Origin of the sequence: Streptomyces sp. NPDC008317 (assembly GCF_042955955.1) — a bacterium.
In the GTDB taxonomy this organism is placed as follows: domain Bacteria; phylum Actinomycetota; class Actinomycetes; order Streptomycetales; family Streptomycetaceae; genus Actinacidiphila.
The window spans coordinates 49179-73375 of the sequence record NZ_JBIBFQ010000012.1 but is presented as its reverse complement, the minus strand read 5'-3'; the positions used below and the strand labels follow the sequence as shown (position 1 = coordinate 73375).

21 protein-coding genes are annotated in these 24197 nt (G+C 73.4%); 12 read left to right on the top strand and 9 right to left on the bottom strand.

Features of this window, described 5'->3' with window-relative positions:
- Nucleotides 1–63 precede the first annotated feature (63 nt).
- The 9 genes from ACFY9V_RS31680 to ACFY9V_RS31640 all read left to right on the top strand — a co-directional run bounded on the left by ACFY9V_RS31680 (nucleotide 64) and on the right by ACFY9V_RS31640 (nucleotide 8672).
- Entirely contained in the window at nucleotides 64–1182 is a 1119-nt protein-coding gene (locus tag ACFY9V_RS31680; RefSeq protein WP_391047079.1) for a TIGR03364 family FAD-dependent oxidoreductase, read from the top strand.
- A 5-nt stretch (nucleotides 1183–1187) separates the two neighbouring features.
- Nucleotides 1188–1958 (top strand): phosphonatase-like hydrolase, encoded by a 771-nt coding sequence (locus tag ACFY9V_RS31675; RefSeq protein ID WP_391163945.1) that lies wholly within the window; start codon nucleotides 1188–1190, stop codon nucleotides 1956–1958.
- Nucleotides 1955–3112 (top strand): ATP-binding cassette domain-containing protein, encoded by a 1158-nt coding sequence (locus ACFY9V_RS31670; protein ID WP_391163944.1) that lies wholly within the window; start codon nucleotides 1955–1957, stop codon nucleotides 3110–3112. Before ACFY9V_RS31675 ends, ACFY9V_RS31670 begins: the two co-directional genes overlap by 4 nt.
- Nucleotides 3105–4127: a 2-aminoethylphosphonate ABC transporter permease subunit gene (locus ACFY9V_RS31665; RefSeq protein WP_391163943.1), complete on the top strand. Its 1023-nt coding sequence runs from the start codon at nucleotides 3105–3107 to the stop codon at nucleotides 4125–4127. The genes ACFY9V_RS31670 and ACFY9V_RS31665 overlap by 8 nt, the downstream gene beginning before the upstream one ends.
- On the top strand, nucleotides 4114–4911 hold the full coding sequence (locus ACFY9V_RS31660; RefSeq protein ID WP_391163942.1) for an ABC transporter permease subunit: 798 nt from the start codon (nucleotides 4114–4116) through the stop codon (nucleotides 4909–4911). The genes ACFY9V_RS31665 and ACFY9V_RS31660 overlap by 14 nt, the downstream gene beginning before the upstream one ends.
- 101 nt (nucleotides 4912–5012) lie before the next feature.
- Entirely contained in the window at nucleotides 5013–6101 is a 1089-nt protein-coding gene (locus tag ACFY9V_RS31655) for a 2-aminoethylphosphonate ABC transporter substrate-binding protein (protein WP_391163941.1), read from the top strand.
- A gap of 266 nt (nucleotides 6102–6367) precedes the next feature.
- Nucleotides 6368–7147 carry an HAD-IIA family hydrolase gene (locus ACFY9V_RS31650; RefSeq protein WP_355343169.1) on the top strand — a complete coding sequence of 260 codons (780 nt, stop codon included), beginning with the start codon at nucleotides 6368–6370 and terminating at the stop codon, nucleotides 7145–7147.
- Between the two features lie 224 nt (nucleotides 7148–7371).
- Nucleotides 7372–7986 carry a hypothetical protein gene (locus tag ACFY9V_RS31645; protein WP_391163940.1) on the top strand — a complete coding sequence of 205 codons (615 nt, stop codon included), beginning with the start codon at nucleotides 7372–7374 and terminating at the stop codon, nucleotides 7984–7986.
- Nucleotides 7987–7991: 5 nt separating this feature from the next.
- Complete coding sequence (locus ACFY9V_RS31640; RefSeq protein ID WP_188283612.1) at nucleotides 7992–8672, top strand: class F sortase; 681 nt, start codon at nucleotides 7992–7994, stop codon at nucleotides 8670–8672.
- Nucleotides 8673–8896: 224 nt separating this feature from the next.
- Here the strand turns inward: ACFY9V_RS31640 and ACFY9V_RS31635 are convergent, their stop codons facing one another.
- Together ACFY9V_RS31635 and ACFY9V_RS31630 are read right to left on the bottom strand one after the other, a co-directional pair.
- Nucleotides 8897–9445, bottom strand: coding sequence for a hypothetical protein (locus ACFY9V_RS31635; RefSeq protein WP_391163939.1), 549 nt, complete (start codon nucleotides 9443–9445; stop codon nucleotides 8897–8899).
- A gap of 198 nt (nucleotides 9446–9643) precedes the next feature.
- A complete protein-coding gene (locus ACFY9V_RS31630) occupies nucleotides 9644–10498 on the bottom strand; it encodes an ANTAR domain-containing protein (RefSeq protein ID WP_391163938.1) in 855 nt (284 codons plus the stop codon).
- Between the two features lie 296 nt (nucleotides 10499–10794).
- On the opposite strand from ACFY9V_RS31630, the gene ACFY9V_RS31625 reads away from it, so the two are divergent.
- Complete coding sequence (locus tag ACFY9V_RS31625) at nucleotides 10795–13791, top strand: FAD-linked oxidase C-terminal domain-containing protein (RefSeq protein ID WP_391163937.1); 2997 nt, start codon at nucleotides 10795–10797, stop codon at nucleotides 13789–13791.
- On the opposite strand, the gene ACFY9V_RS31620 is transcribed toward ACFY9V_RS31625, so the two are convergent.
- The 4 genes from ACFY9V_RS31620 to ACFY9V_RS31605 are packed head-to-tail and all read right to left on the bottom strand — an operon-like array spanning nucleotide 13778 to nucleotide 16303.
- The gene (locus tag ACFY9V_RS31620; protein ID WP_391163936.1) at nucleotides 13778–14929 is read right to left on the bottom strand and encodes a SpoIIE family protein phosphatase; all 1152 of its coding nucleotides are present in this window, start codon (nucleotides 14927–14929) and stop codon (nucleotides 13778–13780) included. The genes ACFY9V_RS31625 and ACFY9V_RS31620 overlap by 14 nt on opposite strands.
- On the bottom strand, nucleotides 14926–15297 hold the full coding sequence (gene mnhG / locus ACFY9V_RS31615; protein WP_355343185.1) for a monovalent cation/H(+) antiporter subunit G: 372 nt from the start codon (nucleotides 15295–15297) through the stop codon (nucleotides 14926–14928). Before mnhG ends, ACFY9V_RS31620 begins: the two co-directional genes overlap by 4 nt.
- Nucleotides 15294–15764 (bottom strand): monovalent cation/H+ antiporter complex subunit F, encoded by a 471-nt coding sequence (locus ACFY9V_RS31610; protein ID WP_391163935.1) that lies wholly within the window; start codon nucleotides 15762–15764, stop codon nucleotides 15294–15296. Before ACFY9V_RS31610 ends, mnhG begins: the two co-directional genes overlap by 4 nt.
- Complete coding sequence (locus tag ACFY9V_RS31605; protein ID WP_355343191.1) at nucleotides 15761–16303, bottom strand: Na+/H+ antiporter subunit E; 543 nt, start codon at nucleotides 16301–16303, stop codon at nucleotides 15761–15763. The genes ACFY9V_RS31610 and ACFY9V_RS31605 overlap by 4 nt, the downstream gene beginning before the upstream one ends.
- Nucleotides 16304–16538: 235 nt before the next feature.
- Between ACFY9V_RS31605 and ACFY9V_RS31600 the strand changes: the two genes are divergently transcribed.
- Together ACFY9V_RS31600 and ACFY9V_RS31595 are read left to right on the top strand one after the other, a co-directional pair.
- Nucleotides 16539–17948 carry a M1 family aminopeptidase gene (locus ACFY9V_RS31600; protein ID WP_391047049.1) on the top strand — a complete coding sequence of 470 codons (1410 nt, stop codon included), beginning with the start codon at nucleotides 16539–16541 and terminating at the stop codon, nucleotides 17946–17948.
- 14 nt (nucleotides 17949–17962) lie between these two features.
- A complete protein-coding gene (locus ACFY9V_RS31595) occupies nucleotides 17963–18778 on the top strand; it encodes a pentapeptide repeat-containing protein (RefSeq protein WP_391163934.1) in 816 nt (271 codons plus the stop codon).
- A 129-nt stretch (nucleotides 18779–18907) separates the two neighbouring features.
- On the opposite strand, the gene ACFY9V_RS31590 is transcribed toward ACFY9V_RS31595, so the two are convergent.
- The 3 genes from ACFY9V_RS31590 to ACFY9V_RS31580 are packed head-to-tail and all read right to left on the bottom strand — an operon-like array spanning nucleotide 18908 to nucleotide 24173.
- The gene (locus ACFY9V_RS31590; protein WP_391163933.1) at nucleotides 18908–20587 is read right to left on the bottom strand and encodes a Na+/H+ antiporter subunit D; all 1680 of its coding nucleotides are present in this window, start codon (nucleotides 20585–20587) and stop codon (nucleotides 18908–18910) included.
- Entirely contained in the window at nucleotides 20584–21069 is a 486-nt protein-coding gene (locus tag ACFY9V_RS31585; protein WP_355343203.1) for a Na(+)/H(+) antiporter subunit C, read from the bottom strand. The genes ACFY9V_RS31590 and ACFY9V_RS31585 overlap by 4 nt, the downstream gene beginning before the upstream one ends.
- Nucleotides 21066–24173: a Na+/H+ antiporter subunit A gene (locus tag ACFY9V_RS31580; protein WP_391163932.1), complete on the bottom strand. Its 3108-nt coding sequence runs from the start codon at nucleotides 24171–24173 to the stop codon at nucleotides 21066–21068. Before ACFY9V_RS31580 ends, ACFY9V_RS31585 begins: the two co-directional genes overlap by 4 nt.
- Between the last annotated feature and the right edge of the window lie 24 nt (nucleotides 24174–24197).

Sequence of the window (24197 nt, the reverse complement as noted above, 5' to 3'; positions counted from 1 at the left end):
TGTTCACCCGGACGTCGGTAGCCGGACGCGAGACGGCCACCCTCCGCCGCGAATCTCGACGGCGTGAGAGTCACTGTCGTAGGAGCCGGAGCGCTGGGCACGATGCATGCCTGGCACGCAGTCAACCGCGGCCACGAGGTCGTCCACCTGGAGCGCGAGCGGGAGGCCCGCGGCGCGTCCGTGCGCAACTTCGGCCTCGTGTGGGTCGGCGGCCGGGCGGCCGGTGCCGAACTGGAGACCGCGCTGCGCGCCCGCGAGCTGTGGGAGGGGATCGGCGCCCGCGTGCCCGGCGTCGGCTTCCGCGCCAACGGCTCGCTCACCGTGGTCCGCACCCCGGCCGAGCGGGCCGTCGCCGAGGACGTCCTGGGCCGCCCCGACGCCGCCGAGCGCGGCTACAAGTGGCTGTCGCCCACCGAGGTCGCCGCCCACAACCCGGCCCTGCGCGGCGAACTCCTCGGCGCCCTGCTCTGCGAGCGCGACGCCGCCGTCGAGTCGCGCGTCGCCCTGCCCGCCCTGCGCGCCCACCTCGAAGCGACCGGCCGCTACACCTTCGTCGCCGGCCGCGAGGTCCGCGACGTCGACACCGGCCTGGTCCGCGACGACCACGGCACGTCGTACGCCTCCGACAGCGTCGTCGTCGCCACCGGCGCCTGGCTGACCGGTCTCGTCAAGGAACTCGCGCCGAGCCTGCCGGTACGCAGGGTCCGGCTCCAGATGGCGCAGACCGACCCGCTCGGCGAACCGCTGACGACCTCCGTCGCGGACGCCGACAGCTTCCGCTACTACCCCGCCTACGACGGCGCCGCGCTCGATGCCCTGCGCGCGGGCCAGCCGCAGCCGCCGGTCGCCGCCGAGCACCGCATGCAACTGCTCATGGTCCAGCGCCTCGACGGCGGCCTCACCATCGGCGACACCCACGAATACGACGAAGCCTTCGCCTTCGACGTGATCGAGGACCCGTACGACCACCTGCTGGAACGGGCCGCCGAACTCCTCGGCCGCCCCCTGCCCAAGATCCGCCGCCGCTGGGCCGGGGTGTACGCGCAGTGCGCCGACACCACCCGGGTCGTCCACCGCGAGCAGGTACGCGACGGCGTGTGGCTGGTCACCGGCCCCGGCGGTCGCGGCATGACCTGCTCCCCGGCGATCGGCGAGGACACCGCGAACGAGATCGGCTGGTGAACGACATGACCGAGACCACGGCGGCTGCCGCCGCCCCCGCACCCACGGAGCCGGGACCCGCCGCCTCCACCTCCGCCCCAGGCGATACGTCCGACCTGCGGCTCGTCGTCCTCGACATGGCCGGGACCACCGTCGCCGACGACGGCCTGGTCGAACTGGCCTTCTCGCGGGCGGCCGAGGAGCTGGGGGTCGAGCCCGGCAGCGCGGACCACAGCGCCAAACTCGACTACGTACGCGCCACGATGGGCGAGTCCAAGATCACCGTCTTCCGCGCCCTGTTCGGTGACGAGCGGGCGGCACGGCGCGGCAACGCGGCGTTCGAGACCGCGTACGCCGCACTCGTCGACGGCGGCCGGTGCGCGCCGCTGCCCGGCGCGCGCGAGACGATCGACGCGCTGCGCGAGGCGGGCCGCAAGGTCGTCCTGACCACCGGCTTCTCCCGCGTCACGCAGGACGCGATCCTCGACGCGCTCGGCTGGCGCGACGTCGCCGACCTCACCTTGTGCCCGGCCGACGCGGGCCGTGGCCGCCCCTACCCCGACATGGTGCTCACCGCGCTGCTGCGCACCGGCACCGACTCCGTCCGCCAGGTCGCGGTGGCCGGCGACACCGCCTACGACATGCTCAGCGGCGTCCGCGCGGGCGCCCCGCTGGTCGCGGGCGTCCTGACCGGCGCTCACACCGAGGCTCAGCTCATCGCCGCGGGCGCCACCCACGTCCTGGCCTCGATCGCCGAACTCCCCGCCGCCGTCGCGCGCCGGGAGACCCCGCGATGACCGCCGCCGACCACCCGGCGGCGGAGCCGACGCCCGTGCCCCCGCGCGCGGGCACGACCGGCCCCGCGGGCATCCGGTTCGCGCAGGTGACCGTCGCCTACCACGGCCAGACGGTGCTGGACTCGCTCGACCTGACCGTCGAGCGCGGGGAGGTCATGGCGCTGCTCGGCCCGTCGGGGTCGGGGAAGACGACGGCGCTGCGGGCGGTGGCGGGGTTCGTGCGGCCGGTCAGCGGGCGGGTGGTGATCGGAGGACGGGACGTGACGGACCTGCCGCCGTACCGGCGGGGCATCGGGATGGTGGTGCAGCAGTACGCGCTCTTCCCGCATCTGCGGGTGGACCAGAATGTGGCGTTCGGGCTCAAGGCGCAGAAGGTGCCGCGCGGCGAGGTGCCCGGGCGGGTGGCGGACGCGCTGGAGATGACCGGCATGGCCGCGTACGCCCGGCGCTATCCGCGGGAGCTGTCCGGCGGGCAGCAGCAGCGCGTGGCCATCGCCCGCGCGCTGGCGATCAGGCCGGGGGTGCTGCTGCTCGACGAGCCGCTGTCGGCGCTCGACGCGCAGCTCCGCTCCGGGATGCTCACCGAACTGGCCCGGCTGCACCGCGAGTTGCCCGAGGTCTCGATCCTGTACGTCACCCACGACCAGATCGAGGCGCTGACGCTCGCCGACCGTATCGCCGTCCTGGACAAGGCCAGGCTCCGGGACTGCGGCACCCCGCACGACCTCTACCGGCACCCGCGCACGGCCTTCACGGCCTCCTTCGTGGGCAACGCCAATCTGCTGAACGTCAGCGCGGGGGAGGACGGCGCCGTACGGCTGGCGGACACCACCCTCCAGGTGGCCGCGAGCGGTACGGACGGCCCGGCGCCTGGCGCCGAGGCGACGCTGTGCGTCCGCCCGCACGCGCTGCGGCTGGCCGGCGCATCCGGGGAAGGCGGCGGCAATGTCCTGCGCGGCACCGTGACCGCCGTGCAGTGGCGCGGCCACACGCACCGGCTGCTCGTCGCGGCGTACGGGCACGAACTGCGCGCCGACGTAGGGGACTTGCGGCAGCCGCCGCGGGCGGGCGACGAGGTCGCGCTGACCTTCGCGGCCGAGGACGCGGTGCTGCTGCCCGCGGGGCTCGGCGCGGGAGGTGTCGGCGTTGGCTAGGACGACGCAGGCGCCGCTCGTACCGGAGGCGAAGCCGGACGCCACGCCGGACGCGAAGTCGGACGCCACACCGGCCGCGAAGTCGGACGCCCCACCGGCCGCGCGCACCGCCACGTCCGCCGCGGACAAGGGCGGTTCGCGGCGGCTGACCGTGCCCGGCCCGCTCTGGGCCCTGCCGCCCCTGGCCGCGATCGGCTTCTTCTTCCTCTATCCGCTCTTCCTCGTCGGCAAGCAGTCCCTCTCACCGGACAGCGGCGGCCACTCCGTGTCCGCGTACACCGACGTGTTCACGGAGGAGTCGTTCCGCAAGGCGCTGTGGAACACCGTGTGGATCGCGGTCGGTTCGACCGCGGGCTGTCTGGTCCTCGGCTTCGTCCTGGCCCTGGTGATCGCCTTCGTGCCGTTCCCCGGCGGCAAGGCGCTCAGCCGCTTCATCGACATCTTCCTGGCCTTCCCCTCCTTCCTGATCACCCTCGCGCTGCTGTTCCTCTACGGCACCGTCGGCATGGTCAACGGCCTGTGGACGGACGTGACGGGCGGCGCGAGCGGCAGCGGCCCGATCGACTTCCTGCGCACGCCGTGGGGCGTACTCCTGGCGGAGATCACGTACTTCACGCCCTTCGTGATGCGCCCGCTGCTCGCGGCCTTCTCCCAGGTGGAGACCGCCCAGTTGGAGGTCGCCTCGTCGCTGGGCGCGCGGGCGCCGCGGATCGTACGGCAGGTGATCCTCCCCGAGGCGCTGCCGTCGCTCGCGGCGGGCGGCAGCCTCGTCCTGGTCATGTGCCTCAACGAGTTCGGCATCGTGCTCTTCACCGGCGCCAAGGGCGTCACCACCCTGCCGATGCTCGTCTACAGCAAGGCGATCCTCGACGGCGACTACCCGGGGGCGTGCGTCGTCGCGGTCGTCGCCGTCGTGCTGTCGGTGACGCTCTACGGCCTCTACCGGGCCGTCGTGGCCCGTACCACCACCCTCGCAGGAGGCTTCACCGGAGGTGCCCGCCGTGCTGGTGCATAGCCGCAGCGGTCGCTGGACGGCCTGGGCCGTCTTCTTCGTCCTGTTCCTGCCGGTCTTCGCGCTGCCCTTCCTCGTCGTGCTGATGGCGTCCTTCGCCACCAACTGGAGCGGCGCCTTCCCGTCCCACCCGACGCTGACGCACTATCAGGACATCACCAAGGGCGACTCGGCGCACGCCCTGACCACAAGCCTGTGGACGGCGCTGGCCGCCAGCGTGCTGGCCCTGCTCGTCGGCGGCTGGGCGGCGCTCGCCGCCGAACGCCTGCGCGGCTGGCAACGGCGCCTGCTCGACACCCTGTTCATGCTGCCCGTCGCCGTGCCGTCCGTCGTGGTCGGCCTGTCCCTGCTGGTCGCCTTCTCCAAGCCGCCGCTGCTGCTCAACGGCACCCGCGAGATCGTGATCCTGGCCCACACCGTCCTGGTCACCGCCTTCGCCTACCAGTCCGTGAGCGCCGCGCTCGTCCGCCTCGACCCGGCGTACGAGCAGAGCGCCGCGAGCCTGGGCGCGCGGCCCGCGTACGTGCTGTGGCGGATCAGGCTTCCGCTGCTGCTGCCCTCGCTCACCGCCGCCGCCGGACTCTGCTTCGCCCTGTCCATGGGCGAGTTGAGCGCCACGATGATGCTCTACCCGCCCGACTGGCTGCCGCTGCCGGTCCAGATCTACGGCGCGACGAACCGCGGTTCGCTCTACTCGGGCGCCGCCCTGGCCGTCGTCCTCATGGTGACGACCCTGCTCGTCCTGCTCGGGATGTCCCGCGTCCGCACCCGGGCCTCCTACCGCTGACCCCCGCCGTTTCCCCTTCTCCCCAGTCCGTTTCCCCTTTTCCCCATCTTTCCCCTTTCTCCTTCCCGATTGACCACACCCAGCAAGGAGTTCGACCTGCCATGCGCAAGCGCAGCCCCATCACCCCGCTCACCGCCGTCGCCGGCACCCTCACGCTCGGTCTCGCCCTCGCCGCATGCGGCGGCTCCTCCGACTCCGGCTCCGGTTCCTCGGACGGCAAGGCGTCCACCGAGGTCACCGTCTACAGCGCCGACGGCCTGCACAACGAGGCCGGGGACGGCTTCTACGACAAGGTGTTCAAGGACTTCACGGCGAAGACCGGCATCAAGGTCAACTACGTCGAGGGCGGCTCGGGCGAGGTCGTGCAGCGCGTGATCCGCGAGAAGTCCAACACCAAGGCCGACCTGATCGTCACGCTGCCGCCCTTCATCCAGCAGGCCGACGCCAAGGGGCTGCTGACCACGTACAAGCCCGCCGGTTCCGACAAGGTCGACGCCGCCGACAAGGGCGCGGACGGCGACTGGACCTCGATCGTCAACAACTACCTGTGCTTCATCTACAACACCAAGGAACTGCCGACCCCGCCCAAGACCTGGAACGACCTGCTGGACGGCAAGTTCAAGAACAAGCTCCAGTACTCCACCCCCGGTGTCGCGGGCGACGGCACCGCCGTCGTTATCAAGGCCATGCACGACTTCGGCGGCCAGGCCCCGGCGATGGAGTACCTGAAGAAGCTCCAGGCCAACAACGTCGGCCCGTCCGCCTCCACCGGCCAGCTCGCCTCCAAGGTCGACAAGGGCGAACTGCTGGTCGCCAACGGCGATGTGCAGATGAACTACGCGGACCAGGCGACGATGCCGCACCAGGGCATCTTCTTCCCGGCCGCCGACGCCTCGGGCAAGCCGACCACCTTCGCGCTGCCGTACGCGGCCGGGCTGGTGAAGAACGCGCCGCACGAGGACGCGGCCAAGAAGCTGCTCGACTACTTCCTGACCACCGAGGTCCAGCAGGAGGTCTCCTCGATCGGCGGCGGCTTCGCGGCCCGCACCGACGTGACCGCGACCGACGCCAACGCCGCCAAGCTCGAGCAGATCATGTCGGGCGTGGACGTCTTCACCCCCGACTGGTCCGACATCGACGCCCACCTGACCGACTACGTGGACGCGTGGAAGACGGCCACCGGAAGCTGACTCCTGGCCGAGCGGCAGGTCACCGGTCAGCCGGCCGTTGGCTGACCGGGGGACCGCCGTGACGCGGCGGCCGACCAGCACGCGAGACGGCCGGGGCGGGTGCCATCCGCCCCGGCTACGCTGGTGAGTGAAGCCGTGGGCAGAAGCGGCGTGCTGAGGCCGTGGGCTGAAGCCGGCGTGCTGAAGCCGTGCGCGGAAGCGGCGCGCGGATGCCGCGAGCGGATGCCCCGGGCGCGAGCTGTGCGAGGAACAGGAGAGCGGAACCCGTGTCGACACGCAGGCCCATCGAGTCGTGGCTCACCGACATGGACGGGGTGCTGATCCATGAGGGCACGCCCATCCCGGGCGCCGACGCCTTCATCAAGGGGCTGAAGGAGTCCGGCAAGCCCTTCCTGGTGCTCACCAACAACTCCATCTACACCCCGCGCGACCTGCACGCCCGGCTGACCCGCATGGGTCTCGACGTACCGGTCGAGAACATCTGGACGTCCGCGCTGGCCACCGCCAAGTTCCTGGACGACCAGCGCCCCGGCGGCACCGCGTACGTGATCGGCGAGGCGGGGCTGACCACCGCCCTGCACGACGTCGGCTACATCCTCACCGACACCGACCCGGACTACGTCGTCCTCGGCGAGACCCGCACCTACAGCTTCGAGGCGCTCACCAAGGCGATCCGGCTGATCAACAACGGCGCCCGCTTCATCGGCACCAACCCCGACGAGACCGGGCCGTCCCCCGAGGGCGTGCTGCCCGCGACCGGCTCGGTGGCCGCGCTGATCACCAAGGCCACCGGCAAGGACCCCTACTTCGTGGGCAAGCCCAACCCGCTGATGATGCGCGCCGGGCTCAACGCGATCGGCGCGCACAGCGAGACCAGCGCGATGATCGGCGACCGGATGGACACCGACGTGCTGGCCGGTCTGGAGTCCGGCATGACCACGTTCCTGGTGCTGACCGGCCTCACCGCGCCCGCCGACATCGACCGCCACCCCTTCCGCCCCTCGCGCGTCGTGAACTCGATCGCGGACCTCGTGTCGGAGATCTGAGCCCCGGCCCGCAGCCCCCAGCGCCGGCCCCCGAGCCGGCGCGCGGCCCCCGGAGCCCCGGGCCCGGGAAAGCCGAGCCGACACACCGATTCGTCACTCTCCGTAGAGCGTCCCTCACCCTGATGGACGATTGAGGCGCCCCTCGGGGTGCGGGCGGCGGCCGTCGCAGGGATGTTCGTAAGCACCGGGCGCGAGTCCCCGCTCCCGGACGAGCGGAGGTCTCCATGTTCGGTCTGAAACTGCCCGTCATCGCCGCAGCCGGTGCCGTCGGAGTGTTCGCGCTCGGTGGCGCCTCGGGGCTGCCCAGCCAGGCGATCGCCGACTCGGGCGGAGGGGGATCGTCGTCCTCTTCCTCCTCGTCGTCGTCCTCGTCCTCGTCGTCCAGCTCCTCGGACTCGATGGACGTGTCGCCCGCCAGCGTGGCGCCGGGTGGTGTCGTGAGCCTGCACCTGGAGACCTCCTGCAAGTCCGGCGGCAAGGCCCGCGCCAGCGCCGAGGTCTTCGTGGACACCGTCACCCTCGCCCCGGCGAGCGACGGCTCCCACTCGCTCGAAGGCACCGCGTTCATCAAGTCCGACGCGGTCGACGGCTCGTACGAGATCTCCGTCGAGTGCAACGGCTCCTCCAGCTCCGCGTCCGCGTCCGTGACGGTCACCGGCGCCAGCACCTCGCTGCCGATCGCGCCCGTCCCCGCGGGCGGCGGCGGTACCGCGCAGCTCGCGGCCGGGCCCGGCACGGCCGGTTCCGACACCAGCGCGCTGCTGGTCACCGGCGGCTTCGCGGCCATCGGTCTGGCGGGCCTCGTGATCCACCGGCGCCGCAGCTCCGACCGCGGCTGACCGGGATGGCGGAAGGGGCGGAGGCCGCGGGCGGCGGCGAGGACGGTCCACGGCCCGACAACAGGACCTGGACGACCGCGGCCGTCGCCCTGGTGCTGCTCGCGGCCTGGCTGTTCGGACACGACGGCGGCGGCAGCGGTACGGAGGCCACCCCCGGCGGCCGGGCGCTGGCCGCCGCCGCTGCCGACCGCCCGCGCGAGGTCTACGCCCCCCACCTGCCGATGCCCGCCTCCACGCCGCTGCGCATCGACATCGCCTCGATCGGGCTGCACGCCAAGCTCGTCGGCCGCGGCCTGAAGGACGGCGCGGTCGACCCGCCGCCGTACGCCACCCCGGACGTCGCGGGCTGGTACCGCGACGGACCGTCGCCGGGAACGGCGGGCGCGGCGCTGATCGTCGGCCACGTCGACACCGAGACCCGCGCGGCCGTCTTCTACGGGCTGAGCACCGTCGAGCCGGGCGCGCTGGTGGAGGTGACCCGTGCGGACGGCACGGTCGCCGAATTCTCCGTCGAGGGCGTCGAGGTGGTGGAGAAGGACCACTTCGACGCCAACCGGGTGTACGGGTCCTCCGGGCGCCCGGAACTGCGGCTGATCACCTGCGGCGGCTCCTTCGACAAGGAGAAGCAGGCGTACTCGGCGAACGTCGTGGTCTTCGCGGCGCTGACCGGCAACCGCACGACCTGACGCACGGAGTACGACCTGACGCACGCAGTACGGCCCGAGGCGCGTGCGCCCGACGCACGTACGGCCCGACGCACGTACGGCCCGACGGCGTACGGCCCGACGCACGTACGGCCCGGCACGCGGACGGCCTGACGCGCGTGTCGAGACTCGCATCCCTCCCGGGGTGCGTACCGCGCCCGGCCGGTGGCTCGCCTCCCCCGCGAAGCCGCCCGGCCGGGCGCTCCTCACCCTCGGGCGCCTGGACTGCGGGAGGCGTCCGGCGCGGCCGGGGGAGTGGGGGGAACCGTGGGGGAGTGGGGCAGTTGGGTCCTGAAGCGGATGAGCACGGCGCCGTCCACCGCGTGGTGCACCTGGACCCCGTCGATCGTCACCGGGTGGGCCGCGGCCTCGGCGAGCCGCCTGCACAGGTCCCTGGCCTCGTCGCGGGCCGGTTCCGGCACCGGCTCCGCGCCGTCGCCGGGCAGCCCGTGGTCGTAGCCGTAGTCGGTGACCGCGACCGCGCAGTGCCCGCCGTCCACGCCCAGGGTGACGCGGTAGCGCCGGGCCAGGCTGTGGGCGACCAGGTAGGCGCACGCCAGTGAGGTGGCGTCGGTGATCAGGGCGCCGATCCCGCCGTACGGGCCGCCGAGCGTGTCGAGGGCGGCGCGGGTCATACGGGCCGCCAGTTCGTCGCTGCCGGGCAGGCGGCCGACGGAGAAGGTCCAGGACACGTCGAGCACCGGGCGGTCGGCTTCGCGTGGGGGGAGGTACGCGGATGCCGCGAGCTTGACCATGGGCAAACCAAGTCCTGGCGTCGTCGGGCCGTGCCTGAGCGGACGGAAGAGTACGGGTCTGAGCGCCGCGACCGGGGTCGCGGGCCGCGAAGTGCCCCACACCCTAGAACACCGAACTCCCGCGCACCAGAGGGAATATGACGGTTGGTTACACGTTCTCTACGCAATGCGACGTCACCGGCCGCGGCATGGGCGGCGTCACCGGCCGGGGCCCCCGCGCAGCTCCGCCGCGTCCACCGTGCTGTCGAGCAGGCCCTGCGCCAGGTCGGACAGCCGGATGCGGCGCGTCCTGGCGTGGCTGCGCAGCGCGGTGAAGGCGGCGTCCACGCTCACCTGCCAGCGCTCGGCGAGCAGCCCCTTGGCCTGCTCGACCAGGACCCGGCTCTCCAGCGCGGACTGGAGCTGGTCGGCGAGCTGTTCGCGCTGCCGTCTGACCCGGCGCTGGAGCACCCCGATGGTGGTGACGTCGGCGAGCGCCTGGGCCAGCTCGGCGTAGCCGTCGGGGAGCGGGCCGGGCGCCGTACGGAACAGCGTCAGGGCGCCGATGGTCTCCTCGCGCCAGCGCATGGGGACGGCCAGGACGGCGCCGTAGCCCGCGGCCAGCGCGGCCCCGGTGAAATCGGGCCACCGGCCCGCCGCCGCGCCCAGCACGTCGGCGCGCACCGGCGCGCCCGCGCGGTGGCACTCCCGGCCCGGGCCCTCGGCGGCGACCAGCGCCCGTACGGCCTCGTCCGTGACCGCGACCACCTCAGGCTCCGCGCTCCCGCGCGACTCCGCCACCAGCAGCAGCCCGGCCGCCGCCGCCCCGAGCACCCCGACACACCGCCCGACCAGCACGTCCCCGACCGCGCCGCCCCCGTCGAGCGTGTCGGCCACGGCCACGAAGGCCGCCCCGAGCGCGGCGGCGTACGGCTCGGGCGCCGGGGAGTCGGCGGGAGCGCCAGGCCCGACACCGGAAGGGCCGCCCGCGGCCGGACCGTTCGAGGCGGGGCCGCTCGTGGCGGGACCCTTCGTGGGAGGGCCGGAAGGATCACCTGGCGCGCTGTGGCTCATTCTCGCTGCTCCCCGTTCGTGCCCGGCCCCCGTTGCCGGACTCGCAGCCGAGTATCCGCCGTCGGGTCGGCGCGGCGCCTCCGCCGTAGGTCGGAGACGGCGGAGCAGCGCGGGGCCCGCGGGGCGAGCGGGAACGCGGAGTCCGTCATACCTTGGCAATCGGTGGGCTCCTCCCGAGCACCGAGAGCCGAGTACCGAGCACCCGGAGCCGCCGACCCGAGAACCGCCGCGAGCCCAGCGCCCACGACCGAGAACCGGAAGCCACCACGTCCCACGGTCCGCCCGAGGAGGTCCGGATGCCCGTGCCCGATCCGAAGGGCGAGGCACTGCGCCCTGTGCCGCCCGCGAGCGCCGCGCCCGACCGGGTGGAAGAGTCGCGGGCCACCGGCACACCGCAGGGCCTCAAGGCCGCGCTGACCGAGCTGCTGGGCGCGGACAAGGTCCTCACCGGCGTCTCCGACCTCGTGCGCTACGCCTCCGACGCCAGCCCGTACCGCTTCGTGCCGCAGGCCGTCGTCCTGCCCGAGAGCGCGCAGGACGTCGTCAGGCTGCTGGCCTACGCCCGCCGCGAGCGCCGCCACCTGGTCTTCAGAGCCGCGGGCACCAGCCTGAACGGCCAGGCGCAGGGCGAGGACATCCTGGTGGACGTGCGCCGCCACTTCAGCGGCGTCGAGGTCGAGGCCGACGGCGCGCGGGCCCGTATTCTGCCCGGCACCGTACTCGCGCGGGCCAACGCCACCCTGGCCCGGCACGGCCGGGTGCTCGGCCCCGACCCGGCCAGCGCCGTCGCGTGCACGGTCGGCGGAGTCGTCGCCAACAACGCGTCCGGGATGGCCGCGGGCACCAGCCGCACCTCGTACCGCACCGTCACCTCGATGACCGTCGTCCTGCCGTCGGGCACCCTCGTGGACACCGGCGACCCCGACGCCGACGCGGCGCTGGCCGCCGCCGAGCCCGAGCTGTGCCAGGGCCTGCTCGACCTGCGGGACGAGATCGAGGCCGACGAGGAGCTGACCGCCAGGATTCGCGCGAAGCACGCGATCAAGAACACCAACGGCTACCGGCTCGACGCCTTCCTCGACGCCGAGACGCCCGCGCAGATCCTGCGCGGTCTGATGGTCGGCTCGCAGGGCACCCTCGGCTTCGTCGCCGAGGCCGTCTTCGAGACGCTGCCGATACGCGCGGCGGCCACCGCCGCCCTGCTGTTCTTCCCGACGCTGCCCGCCGCCGCCGCGGCCGTGCCGCTGTTCAACCAGGCGGGGGCCGAGGCCGTCGAGCTGATGGACGGCAACACCCTGCGGGCCGCCGTGGGCGTGCCCGAGGTGCCGGGGGAGTGGGCCGTGCTGCCGCGCGAGACGACCGCGCTGCTGGTGGAGTTCCGGGCCGCCGACGACACGGAGCTGGCCGCGTACGAGCGGGCCGCCGTCCGGGTCTGCGACGACCTCGGCCTGGTCACGCCCGTACCGTCCGCGGACAACGCCTTCACCCGCGACCCGGCGCGGATCGCCGGCCTGTGGCGTATCCGCAACGCCTTCGTCGCGGCCGTCGGGAGCGCCCGCCCGTCGGGCACCACGCTGATCACCGAGGACTTCGCGGTACCGCCGGAGCTGCTCGCCGATGCCTGCGCCGAGCTGCTGGAACTCCAGGAGCGGCACGGCTTCGACGCGGCCGTCGCGGGCCACGCCGCGCACGGCAATCTGCACTTCCTGCTGACCTTCGACGCGGCCGACCCCGCCGACGTGGAGCGCTACGCCGCCTTCATGGACGACTTCTGCCACACCGTCGTCGAGCGCTTCGACGGCTCGCTGAAGGCCGAGCACGGCACCGGCCGCAACATCGCGCCCTTCCTCGAACTGGAGTGGGGCGCGAAGGCCACCGCCCTGATGTGGCGGGTCAAGCGGCTGCTCGACCCGGACGGCGTCCTCGCCCCCGGCGTCGTCCTCGACCTGGACCCGCGCGGCCACCTGCGCGGCCTCAAGACGATCCCGGCCATCGAGGCCGTCGCCGACGCCTGCATCGAGTGCGGCTTCTGCGAGCCCACCTGCCCCAGCCGCGACCTGACCACCACTCCCCGACAGCGGATCGTGCTGCGCCGCGAGATGCTCCGCCAGCCGCCCGGCTCCCCGGTCCTCCAGGCGCTCCTGGACGCGTACGGATACGACGCCGTCGACACCTGCGCGGGCGACTCCACCTGCGCGCTGGCCTGCCCGGTCGGCATCGACACCGGCGCGATGATGCGGGACTTCCGGCACGCAGGGCACTCCCGTACCGAGGAGCGGGTCGCCGCCTCCGTCGCCACCCACTGGAAGGCCGCGGAACGCGCCGCCCGCGCCGCGGTGGCCGCCGCCGACGCGGTACGCGACCGGGTCGGCGACCGCCCGCTGACCGCGGGCACCGGCCTGGCCCGCAGGGCCGTACGCCCGGACCTGATACCCGAATGGCTCCCCGAGATCCCCGGCGCCGCCCCCCGGCTGCCCCGCACCGAGAAGGACGGCGCGACCGCCGTGTACTACCCGGCGTGCGTCAACCGCGTCTTCGGCGTCCCGGCCACCCGGTACGGGTCGCTGCCGCAGGCCGTCGTCAGCGTCTCCGCGCGGGCCGGCCGCCCGGTGTGGATCCCGGACGACGTCACGGGCACCTGCTGCGCCACCATCTGGCACTCCAAGGGCTACCTGGCGGGCAACGCGGTGATGGCCAACCGGATCGTGGAGGCCGCCTGGCTGTGGACCGGCGGCGGACGGCTGCCGATCGTGGTCGACGCCAGCTCCTGCACGCTCGGCCTGGCCCGCGACGTCGTGCCGTACCTCTCCGACGCCAACCGTGAACTCCACGGCGAGCTGACCGTCATCGACTCCGTCGTCTGGGCCGCCGAGCACCTGCTGCCGCGGCTGACGGTCACCGACACCGTCGCGTCCGCCGTCCTGCACCCGACCTGCTCGATGCGGCACCTCGGCGACACCGGCGCGCTGGAGACCGTCGCGCGGGCCTGCGCCCGCGAGGTCGTCGTGCCCGACGACGCGGGCTGCTGCGCCTTCGCGGGCGACCGCGGGATGCTGCACGAGGAGCTGACCGAGGCCGCGACGCGCCCCGAGGCCGAGGAGGTCGCGGCGCGCGGCTACGACGCGTATCTGTCGGCGAACCGGATGTGCGAGCTGGGCATGGAACACGCCACGGGCGAGGCGTACGAGTCGGTGCTGATCGCGCTGGACCGCGCGACACGCGGCCTCCCGGTCACCCACGCGGCGCCCGCGCCGGACGCCCGGGACACGACGACAGCGGTCACACCGGATTGAGCGGCGGGTCCTGCGGGTGGGCCGGCAGGGGCCGTTGCTGGGGCGCGAGCAGCAGCAGGACCACGTCGTCGGTGAGCGAGCCGCCCGCGTGCTCCAGCAGATCGCTGTAGACCCGCTCCACGGCGTCGTCCAGGTCGTACGAGGCACCGGCGACCAGGCGGCCGACCCGCTCGGCCAGCGGGTAGAAGGAGTTGTCCCGCGGGCTGCGCGCCTCGATCACCCCGTCGGTGCACAGCACCAGCACATCGCCCGGCATGAGCGGCACCCGCCACGGGGTGGGGCCGTCGGCCACCATGTCGGCCAGGCCCAGCGGCAGCCACGGCTCGTTCGGGTACAGCGTCTCCACCTCGCCGTCCCGCGAGACCCGCAGCGGCGGCACATGGCCGTAGTGCAGCAGTTCCACGCTGTCCGGCTTGTCGAACTGCGCGAACAGCGCCGTGATGAAGTCCCCGCCGGTCACATGCCGGCCGACGCTGATGTCCACCCGGCGCGCCACCCGGTCGAGTCCGCCCTCGTCGAACGCGGCCTCGCGGAAGGCGCCGAGCACCACCGCCGAGGTCTGCACCGCGCCCAGGCCCTTGCCGCGCACGTCGCCGATCAGCGCCCGCACGCCGTACGGGGTGTCGAGCACCGCGTACAGGTCGCCGCCGATCTGCGCCGCGTCGGCCGCCGACACGTACCGCACGGCCAGTTGGATACCGCCCACGCGCGGGGCGGGCGGGCGCATCAGGGCGTGCTGGGCGGCCTCGGCGACGGAGGTGATGGCGCTGAACGCCTTCGCGCCGGTCTCGCGGCGCCAGGCGATGTAGATGCTGAAGAGGGTCACCGAGCCGTACGCGAAGACCTGGCCGAAGAACACGTCGTGATCGGGGATCTCGGCGATGCCGTCGTAGGGCGCGAGCGCCGCCTGGACGATCAGGCCCAGCACGCCGATGAACAGGGTCCGCCGCCAGTTGACGGTGATCGCGGCCAGCGGCGGCGCGGCCACGATGCCCGGCGTGATGAAGTGGTCCCGGCCCGCCGCGAGATCGGCGATCACGACCAGCGCGATGACCAGCAGGGGGAGCGACATACCCATACGTGACAGGTATTCGTCCTCCACATGCTGTAGCGCCCTGACCACGCGGACATTCTTCACACGGTGAACCTATCTGGCCTTTCCGGCCGGGTCAGCCGCTCGTCCAACTCGTCAAGGACCAGCCGGTCGCCGTCCACCTGGCCCGTGCGGTACGCCGCGCGGCCCACGATATGAGCCGCGACCGGCACAGTCATCAGCTGAAACGTGCCAATCAGTACCAGCGTTCCCAGATCCACCCAGGAACGCAACCGCAGGGCGACCCCGAGCAGCACCAACAGCAGCCCGAGCACCTGCGGCTTGGTCGCCGCGTGCATACGGGTGAGGGTGTCGGGCAGCTTCAGCAGCCCGACACCGGCCACGAAGCTCAGCCCCGCGCCGAGCAGCAGGCACACCGCCGCGGCCCAGTCGCCCACCGCGGTCCAGCTCATCCGCCCGTCTCCTCACCGTCAGCGGCCGTGCCCTCCCGGCCGTCATCCCTTTTCGGCCGCTCGGTCCGCTCGGTCCGCTCGGTCCGCTCAGGCCGCTCAGGCCGCTCGGCCCCCTCGGGCTCCACCGGCTCCACCGGCCGCCCCGGCCCTTCTGGCTCCCCTGACCCTGACCCCGCCGGCTCCTGCCCGCCCGGCCGCTCCGGTGGCTCCGCGCCGCGCACCGCGATGAAGCGGGCGCTGGCCACCGAGCCGGTGAAGCCGAGGAAGGCCAGGACCAGCAGCACCGGCAGGGTGTACGGGGTGCGCGCCTCGGCGGCCCGCGCGCCGAGTCCGGCCACCACGACCGCCAGCAGCGCGTCCACCGCCACCGCCCGGTCCAGCATCGAGGGGCCGCGCGCCAGCCGGACGAAGACCATCACGCCGGAGGCGACCAGCAGGGCGAGCACCACCCCCGTCACCCAGTTCACGGCGCACCCGTACCCGGCTCGGGTGCCGTCAGGTCCGCGATCTCCGCGCGGGTGCCGAACGCCCGTACCACCAGCTGCTCCAGGCGTCTGACCTCGGCGCGGGCCTGGTCCGTGCCCGCGCTGTCGGAGCCCATGACGTGGACGAAGAGGGTGCCGGTGGAGCGCTGGATCTCCAGTACGGCGCTGCCCGGCACCGCGCAGACCGCCACGGCCGTCGCGGTCAGCATCAAGTCGCTGCGGGAGCGCAGCGGTACGGCGAGCACCGCGCAGGGCAGCGGCGACGGGGTGAGGATCTGCCAGACCGTACGCAGCCCGGCCACCGTCAGATCGGCCAGGAAGTAGGCGGCGAAGCGGACCAGGCCCACCGGGTGCAGCCGCAGTTCGAGTTCGAGCGGCGGGAGGGGGAAGGCCAGGCAGAGCACGACGCCGACGGCCAGGCCGGTCAGCACATTGCCCGCGGTGACCTTTCCCCACAGCAGCACCCAGACCACGGCCAGCCAGAGCACCAGCGGCCACTGGATTCTCCGCAGGGTACGCACCCGCCGAATGCTCGCAGACCGGACACGTGTGACGCGCCTACGACACGGGTGTCACGTTCCGGCCGTTGTGTTGCGCCGGGTGAACGTTCTGCGACAGCAGTGAGTACAGGGGTGGCTGGGACGGTTGGGGCTCCTTAGGGTCGCCGTGTACCTGCCACTCGGCCGCCGCCACCCGCCTCGCGGCGGCGGCCACTTGGCACCCGCCGCTTGTCGTTCACCGTGCTGGAGGACCCCTGTGCGTAAGAGAGTCATCGCGTCCACTGCCGCCGCCCTCGGCCTGCTGCTGGCGATCCCGGCGGCCGCTGCCGACACGGGGCCGGGCGCGCCCGGCATCGGCGACCCGTACTACCCGACCTACGGGAACGGCGGCTACGACGTCTCCCACTACGACCTGAACCTCGACTACCAGCCCAGCACCGACCTGCTGTCGGGCACCGCCGTCATCACGGCGACCGCCACCCAGGGACTGACCAGCTTCGACCTGGACTTCGCGCTGACCGTCAGCCGGGTCACCGTCGACGGGAAGCCCGCCGCCTTCGCCACCAGCGGCGAGCAGGAACTGGTCATCACCCCCGCCAGGCCGATCGCCAAGGGCCACCGGATCACCGTCGCCGTCACGTACTCGGGCGTCCCCTCCACCGTGAAGCGCTACGGCTTCACGTCGTGGCAGCGCACCCCGGACGGCGCAGTCGCCGCCAACGAACCCGAGTCCGCGTGGTGGTGGTTCCCCAGCAACGACCACCCGGCCGACAAGGCCACCTACGACGTGCGCGTCAAGGTCCCCGACGGCGACCAGGCGATCAGCAACGGGCTGCTGGTCTCGCGGAAGTCCGAGGACGGCCGGACCAGCTACCACTGGCGCGAGACCAAGCCGCAGGCCACGTACCTCACCACGTTGGCCGTCGGCCACTTCGACATCACGCACAGCCGCACCCGCACCGGCGTCCCGGTCATCAACGCGTACAGCGCCGACCTCCCCGCGGCCACCGCCGCCAACGCCCGCGCCAGCGTGGAGCGGACCGCCGAGATCGTCGACTTCCTCAGCGGCTGGTTCGGCCCCTACCCCTTCGACGCGGCCGGCGGCTACGTGCCCAACGTGACGTCGCACTTCGCGCTCGAAGCGCAGACCCGCGTCTTCTACAGCCCCAGTTCCTTCGCCACCAAGGCCAACACCAACGTCGTCTCGCACGAACTGGCCCACCAGTGGTGGGGCGACGACGTGTCGCTGGAACGCTGGTCCGACATCTGGCTCAACGAGGGCTTCGCCAGCTACGCCCAGTTCCTGTGGGCCGAGCACGAGGGCACCGGCACCCCGCAGCAGCTCGCCCGGGACATCTACGACGCGCACCCCGCCGACGACCCGTTCTGGACGGTCAAGCCGGGCGACCCCGGCCCCGACAACCAGTTCGACGACGCCGTCTACGACCGCGGCGCCGTCGCCATCCAGGCGCTCCGCGACACCATCGGCGACCGCGACTTCCGCACCCTGCTCAAGGCGTGGCCCGCCCTGCACCGCTACGGCAACGCCACCATCGCCGACTTCCAGCGGCTCGCGGAGCGGATCTCCGGGCAGCGCCTCGGCACCTTCTTCCAGACCTGGCTCTACACCCCCGCCAAGCCCGCGGTCTTCCCCTCGGCGCCGTGAGGCACCATTGACCGGTGGACACGCCGACGGGTGAGACGAGTGAGCTGCGGGCCGACTGCGGCGACTGCTTCGGGCTGTGCTGCGTGGCCCTCGCCTTCACCCGCTCCGCGGACTTCGCCGCGGACAAGGCCGCCGGGGAGCCCTGCGGGCACCTCGGCGGCGACCACCGCTGCGGCATCCACCGCGAACTGCGGGGCCGCGGCTACCGGGGCTGCACCGTCTACGACTGCTTCGGCGCGGGCCAGAAGCTCTCCCGGATCACCTTCGGCGGGCAGGACTGGCGCGACGCCGCCGACGGGGGGCGGTCGATGTTCGCGCTGCTGCCGGTCGTCCGGCAGCTCCACGAACTCCTCCGCTACCTCGGCGAGACACTGGCGCTGCCGTCCGCCCGGCCCGTGCACGCCGCCGCGGAGGCGGCCGTCGCCCGGATCTCCGGGCTCACCCTCGGCACCCCCGATGCCCTGCTCGCCCTCGACGTCGCCGCCGAGCGCGCGCCCGTCAACGAGATCCTGCTCCGCGCCAGCGCCCTGGCCCGCGCCGGCACCCCCGGCCGCGACCGGCGCGGCGCCGACCTCATCGGCCGCGGGTTCCGCGGGGCGGACCTGCGCGGCACCGACTTCCGCGGGGCCTATCTGATCGCCGCCGACCTGCGGCGGGCCGACCTGCGCCTCGCCGATCTCATCGGTGCCGATCTCCGCGACGCCGATCTGCGCGGGGCGGATCTGCGCGGGGCCCTCTTCCTCACCCCGCCCCAACTCACCGCCGCCCGCGGCGACTCCACCACCGTCCTTTCGCCAGGTGCCCCGCCCCGCCCCTCCCACTGGACCTGACGCCCGGGGCAGGACGCGCCCCGTCGGGGGCATGGGGAACCGCGCGCTCAACTACCGCGTTCCCGCGGGTCACCACCCGCCCCGGCGGGGCAGTCCGGTTGTCTCCGGACCACCGGCCGGTGGGGACCGTCAGTGGCGGAGGACCGCCGAGACGTACGGGGTTCGGGACAGCAGCTCGCTCGCGGAGCGATCGGCGAGGCCGGTGAGGGGCCCGGCCAGGACGGTGAACGACAGACCGAGCGCGACCATGGCGCAGGTGGCGAGAAGCATCGGCGCGGGGAGGGCCGCCGTGGTGGTGATGGGCCGCCCGCTGAGGGACGCGGCGTGGGCGGCCCCGGCGGGCAGCGGCACGGCGGTCGCCCCGGAGTCCTCCCCGGGCGACGGGGGCGACGGGGGCGCGGGTGCCGGCCCCGAGCCGCCCTCCTCCGCGTCGGCGGAGTCCTCGTCGGATTCCAGGACGGTGCCGTCCTCGCACAGATCGGGCGGGGCGGCACGCCAAAAGGCCAGGTTCCAGACCTTCGCCAACGCGTACAGCGTCAGCAGGCTGGTGACGATGCCGCCCGCGACCAGGACGTACGCCCAGCCGCCCCCGTTGGCGATGCCGGCGCGCAGCAGGCCGAGTTTGCCGAGGAAACCGGACAGCGGCGGAATACCGGCGAGGTTCATGGCGGGGACGAAGAAGACGACGGCGAGCAGCGGCGAGATCCGGGCCAGACCGCCCAGCCGCAGCAGATCCGTCGTGCCGCCGCGCCGTTCGATCAGCCCCGCGACGAGGAAGAGCGTGGTCTGCACGGTGATGTGGTGGGCCACGTAGAAGACGGAGCCCGCGATGCCGCCGCGTGAGGCGAGCGCGATACCGAAGACCATGTACCCGATGTGGCTGACCAGCGTGAAGGACAGCAGCCGCTTGAGGTCGGTCTGGGCGACCGCGCCCAGGATGCCGATCACCATCGACAGCAGGGCGACCAGCATCAGCGGGTCGGCGAGCCGCCCGCCGGGGAACAGCAGCGTCTGGGTCCGCAGTATCGAGTAGACGCCGACCTTGGTGAGCAGACCGGCGAAGACGGCGGTGACCGGCGCGGGCGCGGTCGGGTACGAGTCCGGCAGCCACGCCGCCAGCGGGAAGACGGCGGCCTTGATGCCGAAGACGGTCAGCAGCGCCAGTTGCAGCAGCAGCCGTACGCCGGAGGGCAGTTCGGCCAGCCGCCCGGCGAGCAGCGCCAGATTCACCGTCCCGGCCGCCGCGTAGACCATCCCGATCGCGACGAGGAACAGCACCGACGACAGCAGCGACACCACCACGTACGTGGCGCCCGCCCGCATGCGGGCCGCCGTACCGCCGAGCGTCAACAGCACATAGCTGCTGGTCAGCATGATCTCGAAGCCGACGTAGAGGTTGAACAGGTCGCCCGCGAGGAAGGTGTCGCAGACCCCGGCGACCAGGATCAGATACGCCGGGTGGAAGACGGACAGCGGTGTCGCCGCGTCCTGGTCGGCCATGCCCTGGCCGATCGAGTAGATCAGCACGCACAGCGTGACCGCGGCCGACACCACCAGCATCAGCCCGGACAGCCGGTCGGCGACCAGCGTGATGCCGACCGACGCGGGCCAGGTGCCGGTGTGCATGACCTGCGGCCCGTCCCGGTCGGCGGCCACCAGCAGGGCGAGCGACGCGCCGAGCACCGCGCACAGCACGCCCGCGCTGATGAACCGCTGCGTACGCGGCAGCCGTTGGCCGATCGCCAGCTTCACCCCGGCCGCGAGCAGCGGCAGCGCCACCGGCAGCGGCAGCAGGTCGGACGCGGTCACCGGTCGGCCCCCAGTACGTGGTCCCAGACCTCGTCGTCGAGGTCCTCGGTCTCCTCCGCGCGGGCCTGCCGCACCCGGTCCGCCCGCAGCACGGCCCGCAACTCCGCCCGCGTGCCCTCGTGTTCGGCGCGCAGCGCGATCCGGATGTCCTCGACGTCGTCCTGCACGTCGTCGTTCCCCGACAACTGCCAGCTCCGGTACGCCATCGCCAGCAGGAACGCCGTCAGCGCCAGCGTGATGACGATCGCGGTGAGCGCCATCGCCTGCGGCAGCGGGTCGGTGACGTCCTTCGGGTCGGTGCCCGGATACAGCAGCGGCGGCTTCCCCGCCTTGCCCGACGTGGCGAGCACCAGCAGATTCGCCCCGTTGCCGAGCAGCACCGCGCCCAGCAGGATCCGGGTCAGCGGTCTGGACATCAGCAGCGCGGTGCCGCAGCCGAACAGCACACCGCCCACCGCGATGAGCGCGATCGTCGCCTTCACGTGACCTCCCTCTCCCCGCGGCCGTCCCGTTCGATCTGGAGGTCGATCTCGGCGCCCAGGCCGCGCAGCACGTCCAGGACGACGCCGAGCACCAGCAGGTAGACCCCGAAGTCGAAGAGCACCGGGCTGGCCAGATGGACCGAGCCGAACAGCGGCAGCCGCGCGTGGTACGTGCCCGCGTCGAGCACCGCGCGCCCGAACACCAGCCCGCCCAGGCCCGTACCGACCGACACGACCAGGCCCGCGCCCAGCAGGAAACCGGCGTCCACCGGGGCCGCGGCGGCCAACTCGTACCGCCCGCCCGCCAGATAGCGCACCACCAGCGCCAGGCCCGCCACGAGCCCGGCCGTGAAGCCGCCGCCGGGCAGATTCTCCGCGCTGAACAGCAGGTAGAGGGAGAGCACCAGGATCGGGTGGAAGGTCAGCCGGGCCACCACCTCGAAGACCACCGAGCGGCGCTCCTGCGCGAGGGTGCCGCTCGCGGACAGCCAGGTCCGCTCGGGGGCCAGTGACGCCGGGCCCGGCGCCTCGCGCGGCCCCGCCCGCCATACGGTGCCCGGTTCCTCGCCGTCCACTGCCCGTGGCAGCGAGCCCGCGCGGCGGCGCAGGAACAGCAGGCTCGTCACGCCGACCGCGGCGACCGCCAGCACCGCGGACTCGCCCATCGTGTCCCAGGCGCGCAGGTCCACCAGGATCGTCGCCACCACGTTCTTCACGCCGTCGTGCTCGGTCGCCTCGATCAGCGCGGCGCGGGCGTCGCTCGCCCGGCGGGCCGCCGCCGTCAGATACGTCAGGCCCGCGACGAGGGCGCCCGCGGCGGCGCCCACCGCGTAGTTCGCCGCGCGGCGGCGCGGGGCCGTGCGCGGGAAGCGCGCCGGGAGGCGGCGCAGCACCAGCACGAACACCACGATGCTGGCCGTCTCCACGGTGAACTGCGTCAGGGCCAGGTCGGGGGCGCCCTGGAGCACGAACAGCACCGCCGTGCCGTAGCCCGTGGTGCCCGCCAGCACCACCGCCTTCATCCGCAGCCGGGCCGTCACGCACAGCACCGCCGCCGCCATCACCGCGACCGCCACGGCGGCCTGCGCCGCGTCGTCCGCCAGGCGGGGGCCGCCGCCGGGGGTGTGCCAGGGGGCGTCGTGGACCAGGGCGTACGACTCGGTGCCGGTGAACACGAGGAGGGCGGTGGTCAAGTAGACCGCGAGGGAGCCGCGTTGCACCGTGCCGGTGAGCTGGAGGGCGAACCATTCGGTGCCGCGGATCATGCGGGCGAAGGCCGCTTCGGCGGTGGGGAGGGCCGTTTTCCGGGCGAGCCGGATCAGGGGGGTGTTCCCCGCGAAGAGGGCTGCGCCCAGGGCCCAGGCGACCAGGGACAGGGCCAGGGGGGTGCCCCAGCCGTGCCACAGCGCCAGGTGGTACGGCGCGGCGCCGTCCGCTTCCGGTACGGAGTGGGCGTACTGCCCGAGCAGCGGTTCGAGGTGGGTGACGTAGGGGCCGAGGACCGTCCCGGCGAGTGCCAGCGTTCCTACGGGCACCGCCTTTTCCCAGCCCTTCAGGTGTGCGCTTGCCGTGTGTGCGCTGGCCGTGCGTGGGCTGGCCGTGTGGGCGCCTGCCGTGTGTGCGCGGGTCGGTCCCGGGCCGGGGTACCTCCTCGAGCTGCGTGCTGCCTGCTCCTGCGCATCCGTCGCCGCCCTGTCGGCACGCAAATCTGCGGGGGCACCCCGGCCCGTCCCCTCCGGTACGTCGGCGGCTGCGGGGGGAGGGGCGGCAGGGGGCTTCGGTGCGTCGGGGGCCGCGGGGGGAGGGGCGGCAGGGGGCTTCGCCGTGGCGCTTCCTCCGAAGGCGCCCCACAGGAAGCGCAGGGTGTATGCGACGGTCAGGGCGGAGCCGAGGACGGACAGGGAGAGGGGGAGGGGGGTCAGGGCGTCGAAGGCGGCTTCTTTGGCGGGGAAGCCGAGGAAGGGGGGGAGGCCGGTCATGGAGGCGGCGGCGAGGGTGGCGGCGGCGCACAGGAGGGGGGAGGTGCGGGCCAGGCCCGACAGGCGGCGGATGTCGCGGGTGCCGGTGGTCTGGTCGACGGCGCCGACGACGAGGAAGAGGGCGGCCTTGAAGAGGGCGTGGGCGAACAGGAGGGTGACTCCGGCGAGAGCGGCGTTGTGGGAGCCGGTGCCGACCAGGGCGGTGAGGAAGCCGAGTTGGCTGACGGTGCCGTAGGCGAGGATCCGTTTGAGGTCGAATTCGCGCAGGGCGCGCCATCCGCCGAGGAGCATGGTGGCCAGGCCGAGGCCGACGGTGAGGGCGCGCCAGGGGCCGACGGGGGCGAAGGCGGGGGAGAGGCGGGCGACGAGATAGACACCGGCCTTCACCATGGCCGCCGCGTGCAGGTAGGCGCTGACGGGGGTGGGCGCGGCCATCGCGCCGGGCAGCCACAGGCTGAAGGGCCACACGGCGGACTTGGACAGGGCGCCCGCGAGGACCAGGACGAGGGCGACGCGTACGGCGGGACCGGTGGCGGGCGGGTGGGCGATCAGCGCGGACAGCCGGTAGGTGCCCGCGCAGTGGCCGAGCATCAGCAGCCCGACGAGCATGGCGAGGCCGCCCGCGGTGGTGACCACCAGGGCCTGGAGGGCGGAGCGCCGGTTGGCCTTCTTCTCGGCGCTGTGGCCGATCAGCAGGAAGGACAGGACGGTGGTCAGCTCCCAGAAGACGTACAGGAGCATCAGGTCGTCGGCCAGGACGAGGCCGAGCATGGCGCCCGCGAAGGCGGTCAGGGTGCCCGCGAAGCCGCCGAGTCCCGGCTCGTCGTCGCGGAAGTACCCGGCGCAGTAGACCAGGACGAGGGCGCCGACGCCGCCCGCGAGGACGGCGAGCAGCAGGCTCAGCGCGTCGAGGCGCAGCGCGATCTCCAGGTCGAGGGCGGGCGCCCAGTGCCAGGTCTGTTCGCGGACCCGGCCGTTGGCGACCGCGTTCCACTGGAGGGCCGCCCAGACGGCGGTCGCGGCGGGCGCGGCGGCGAGCACGAGGAAGGCCCGGCGGCCCCACCACCGCGTGAACACCCCCGCGAAACCCGCCAGCACGAAATGACCCACGATCAGCCCCAGCACGGGCCGACCTTCCTCCGCCCGCCC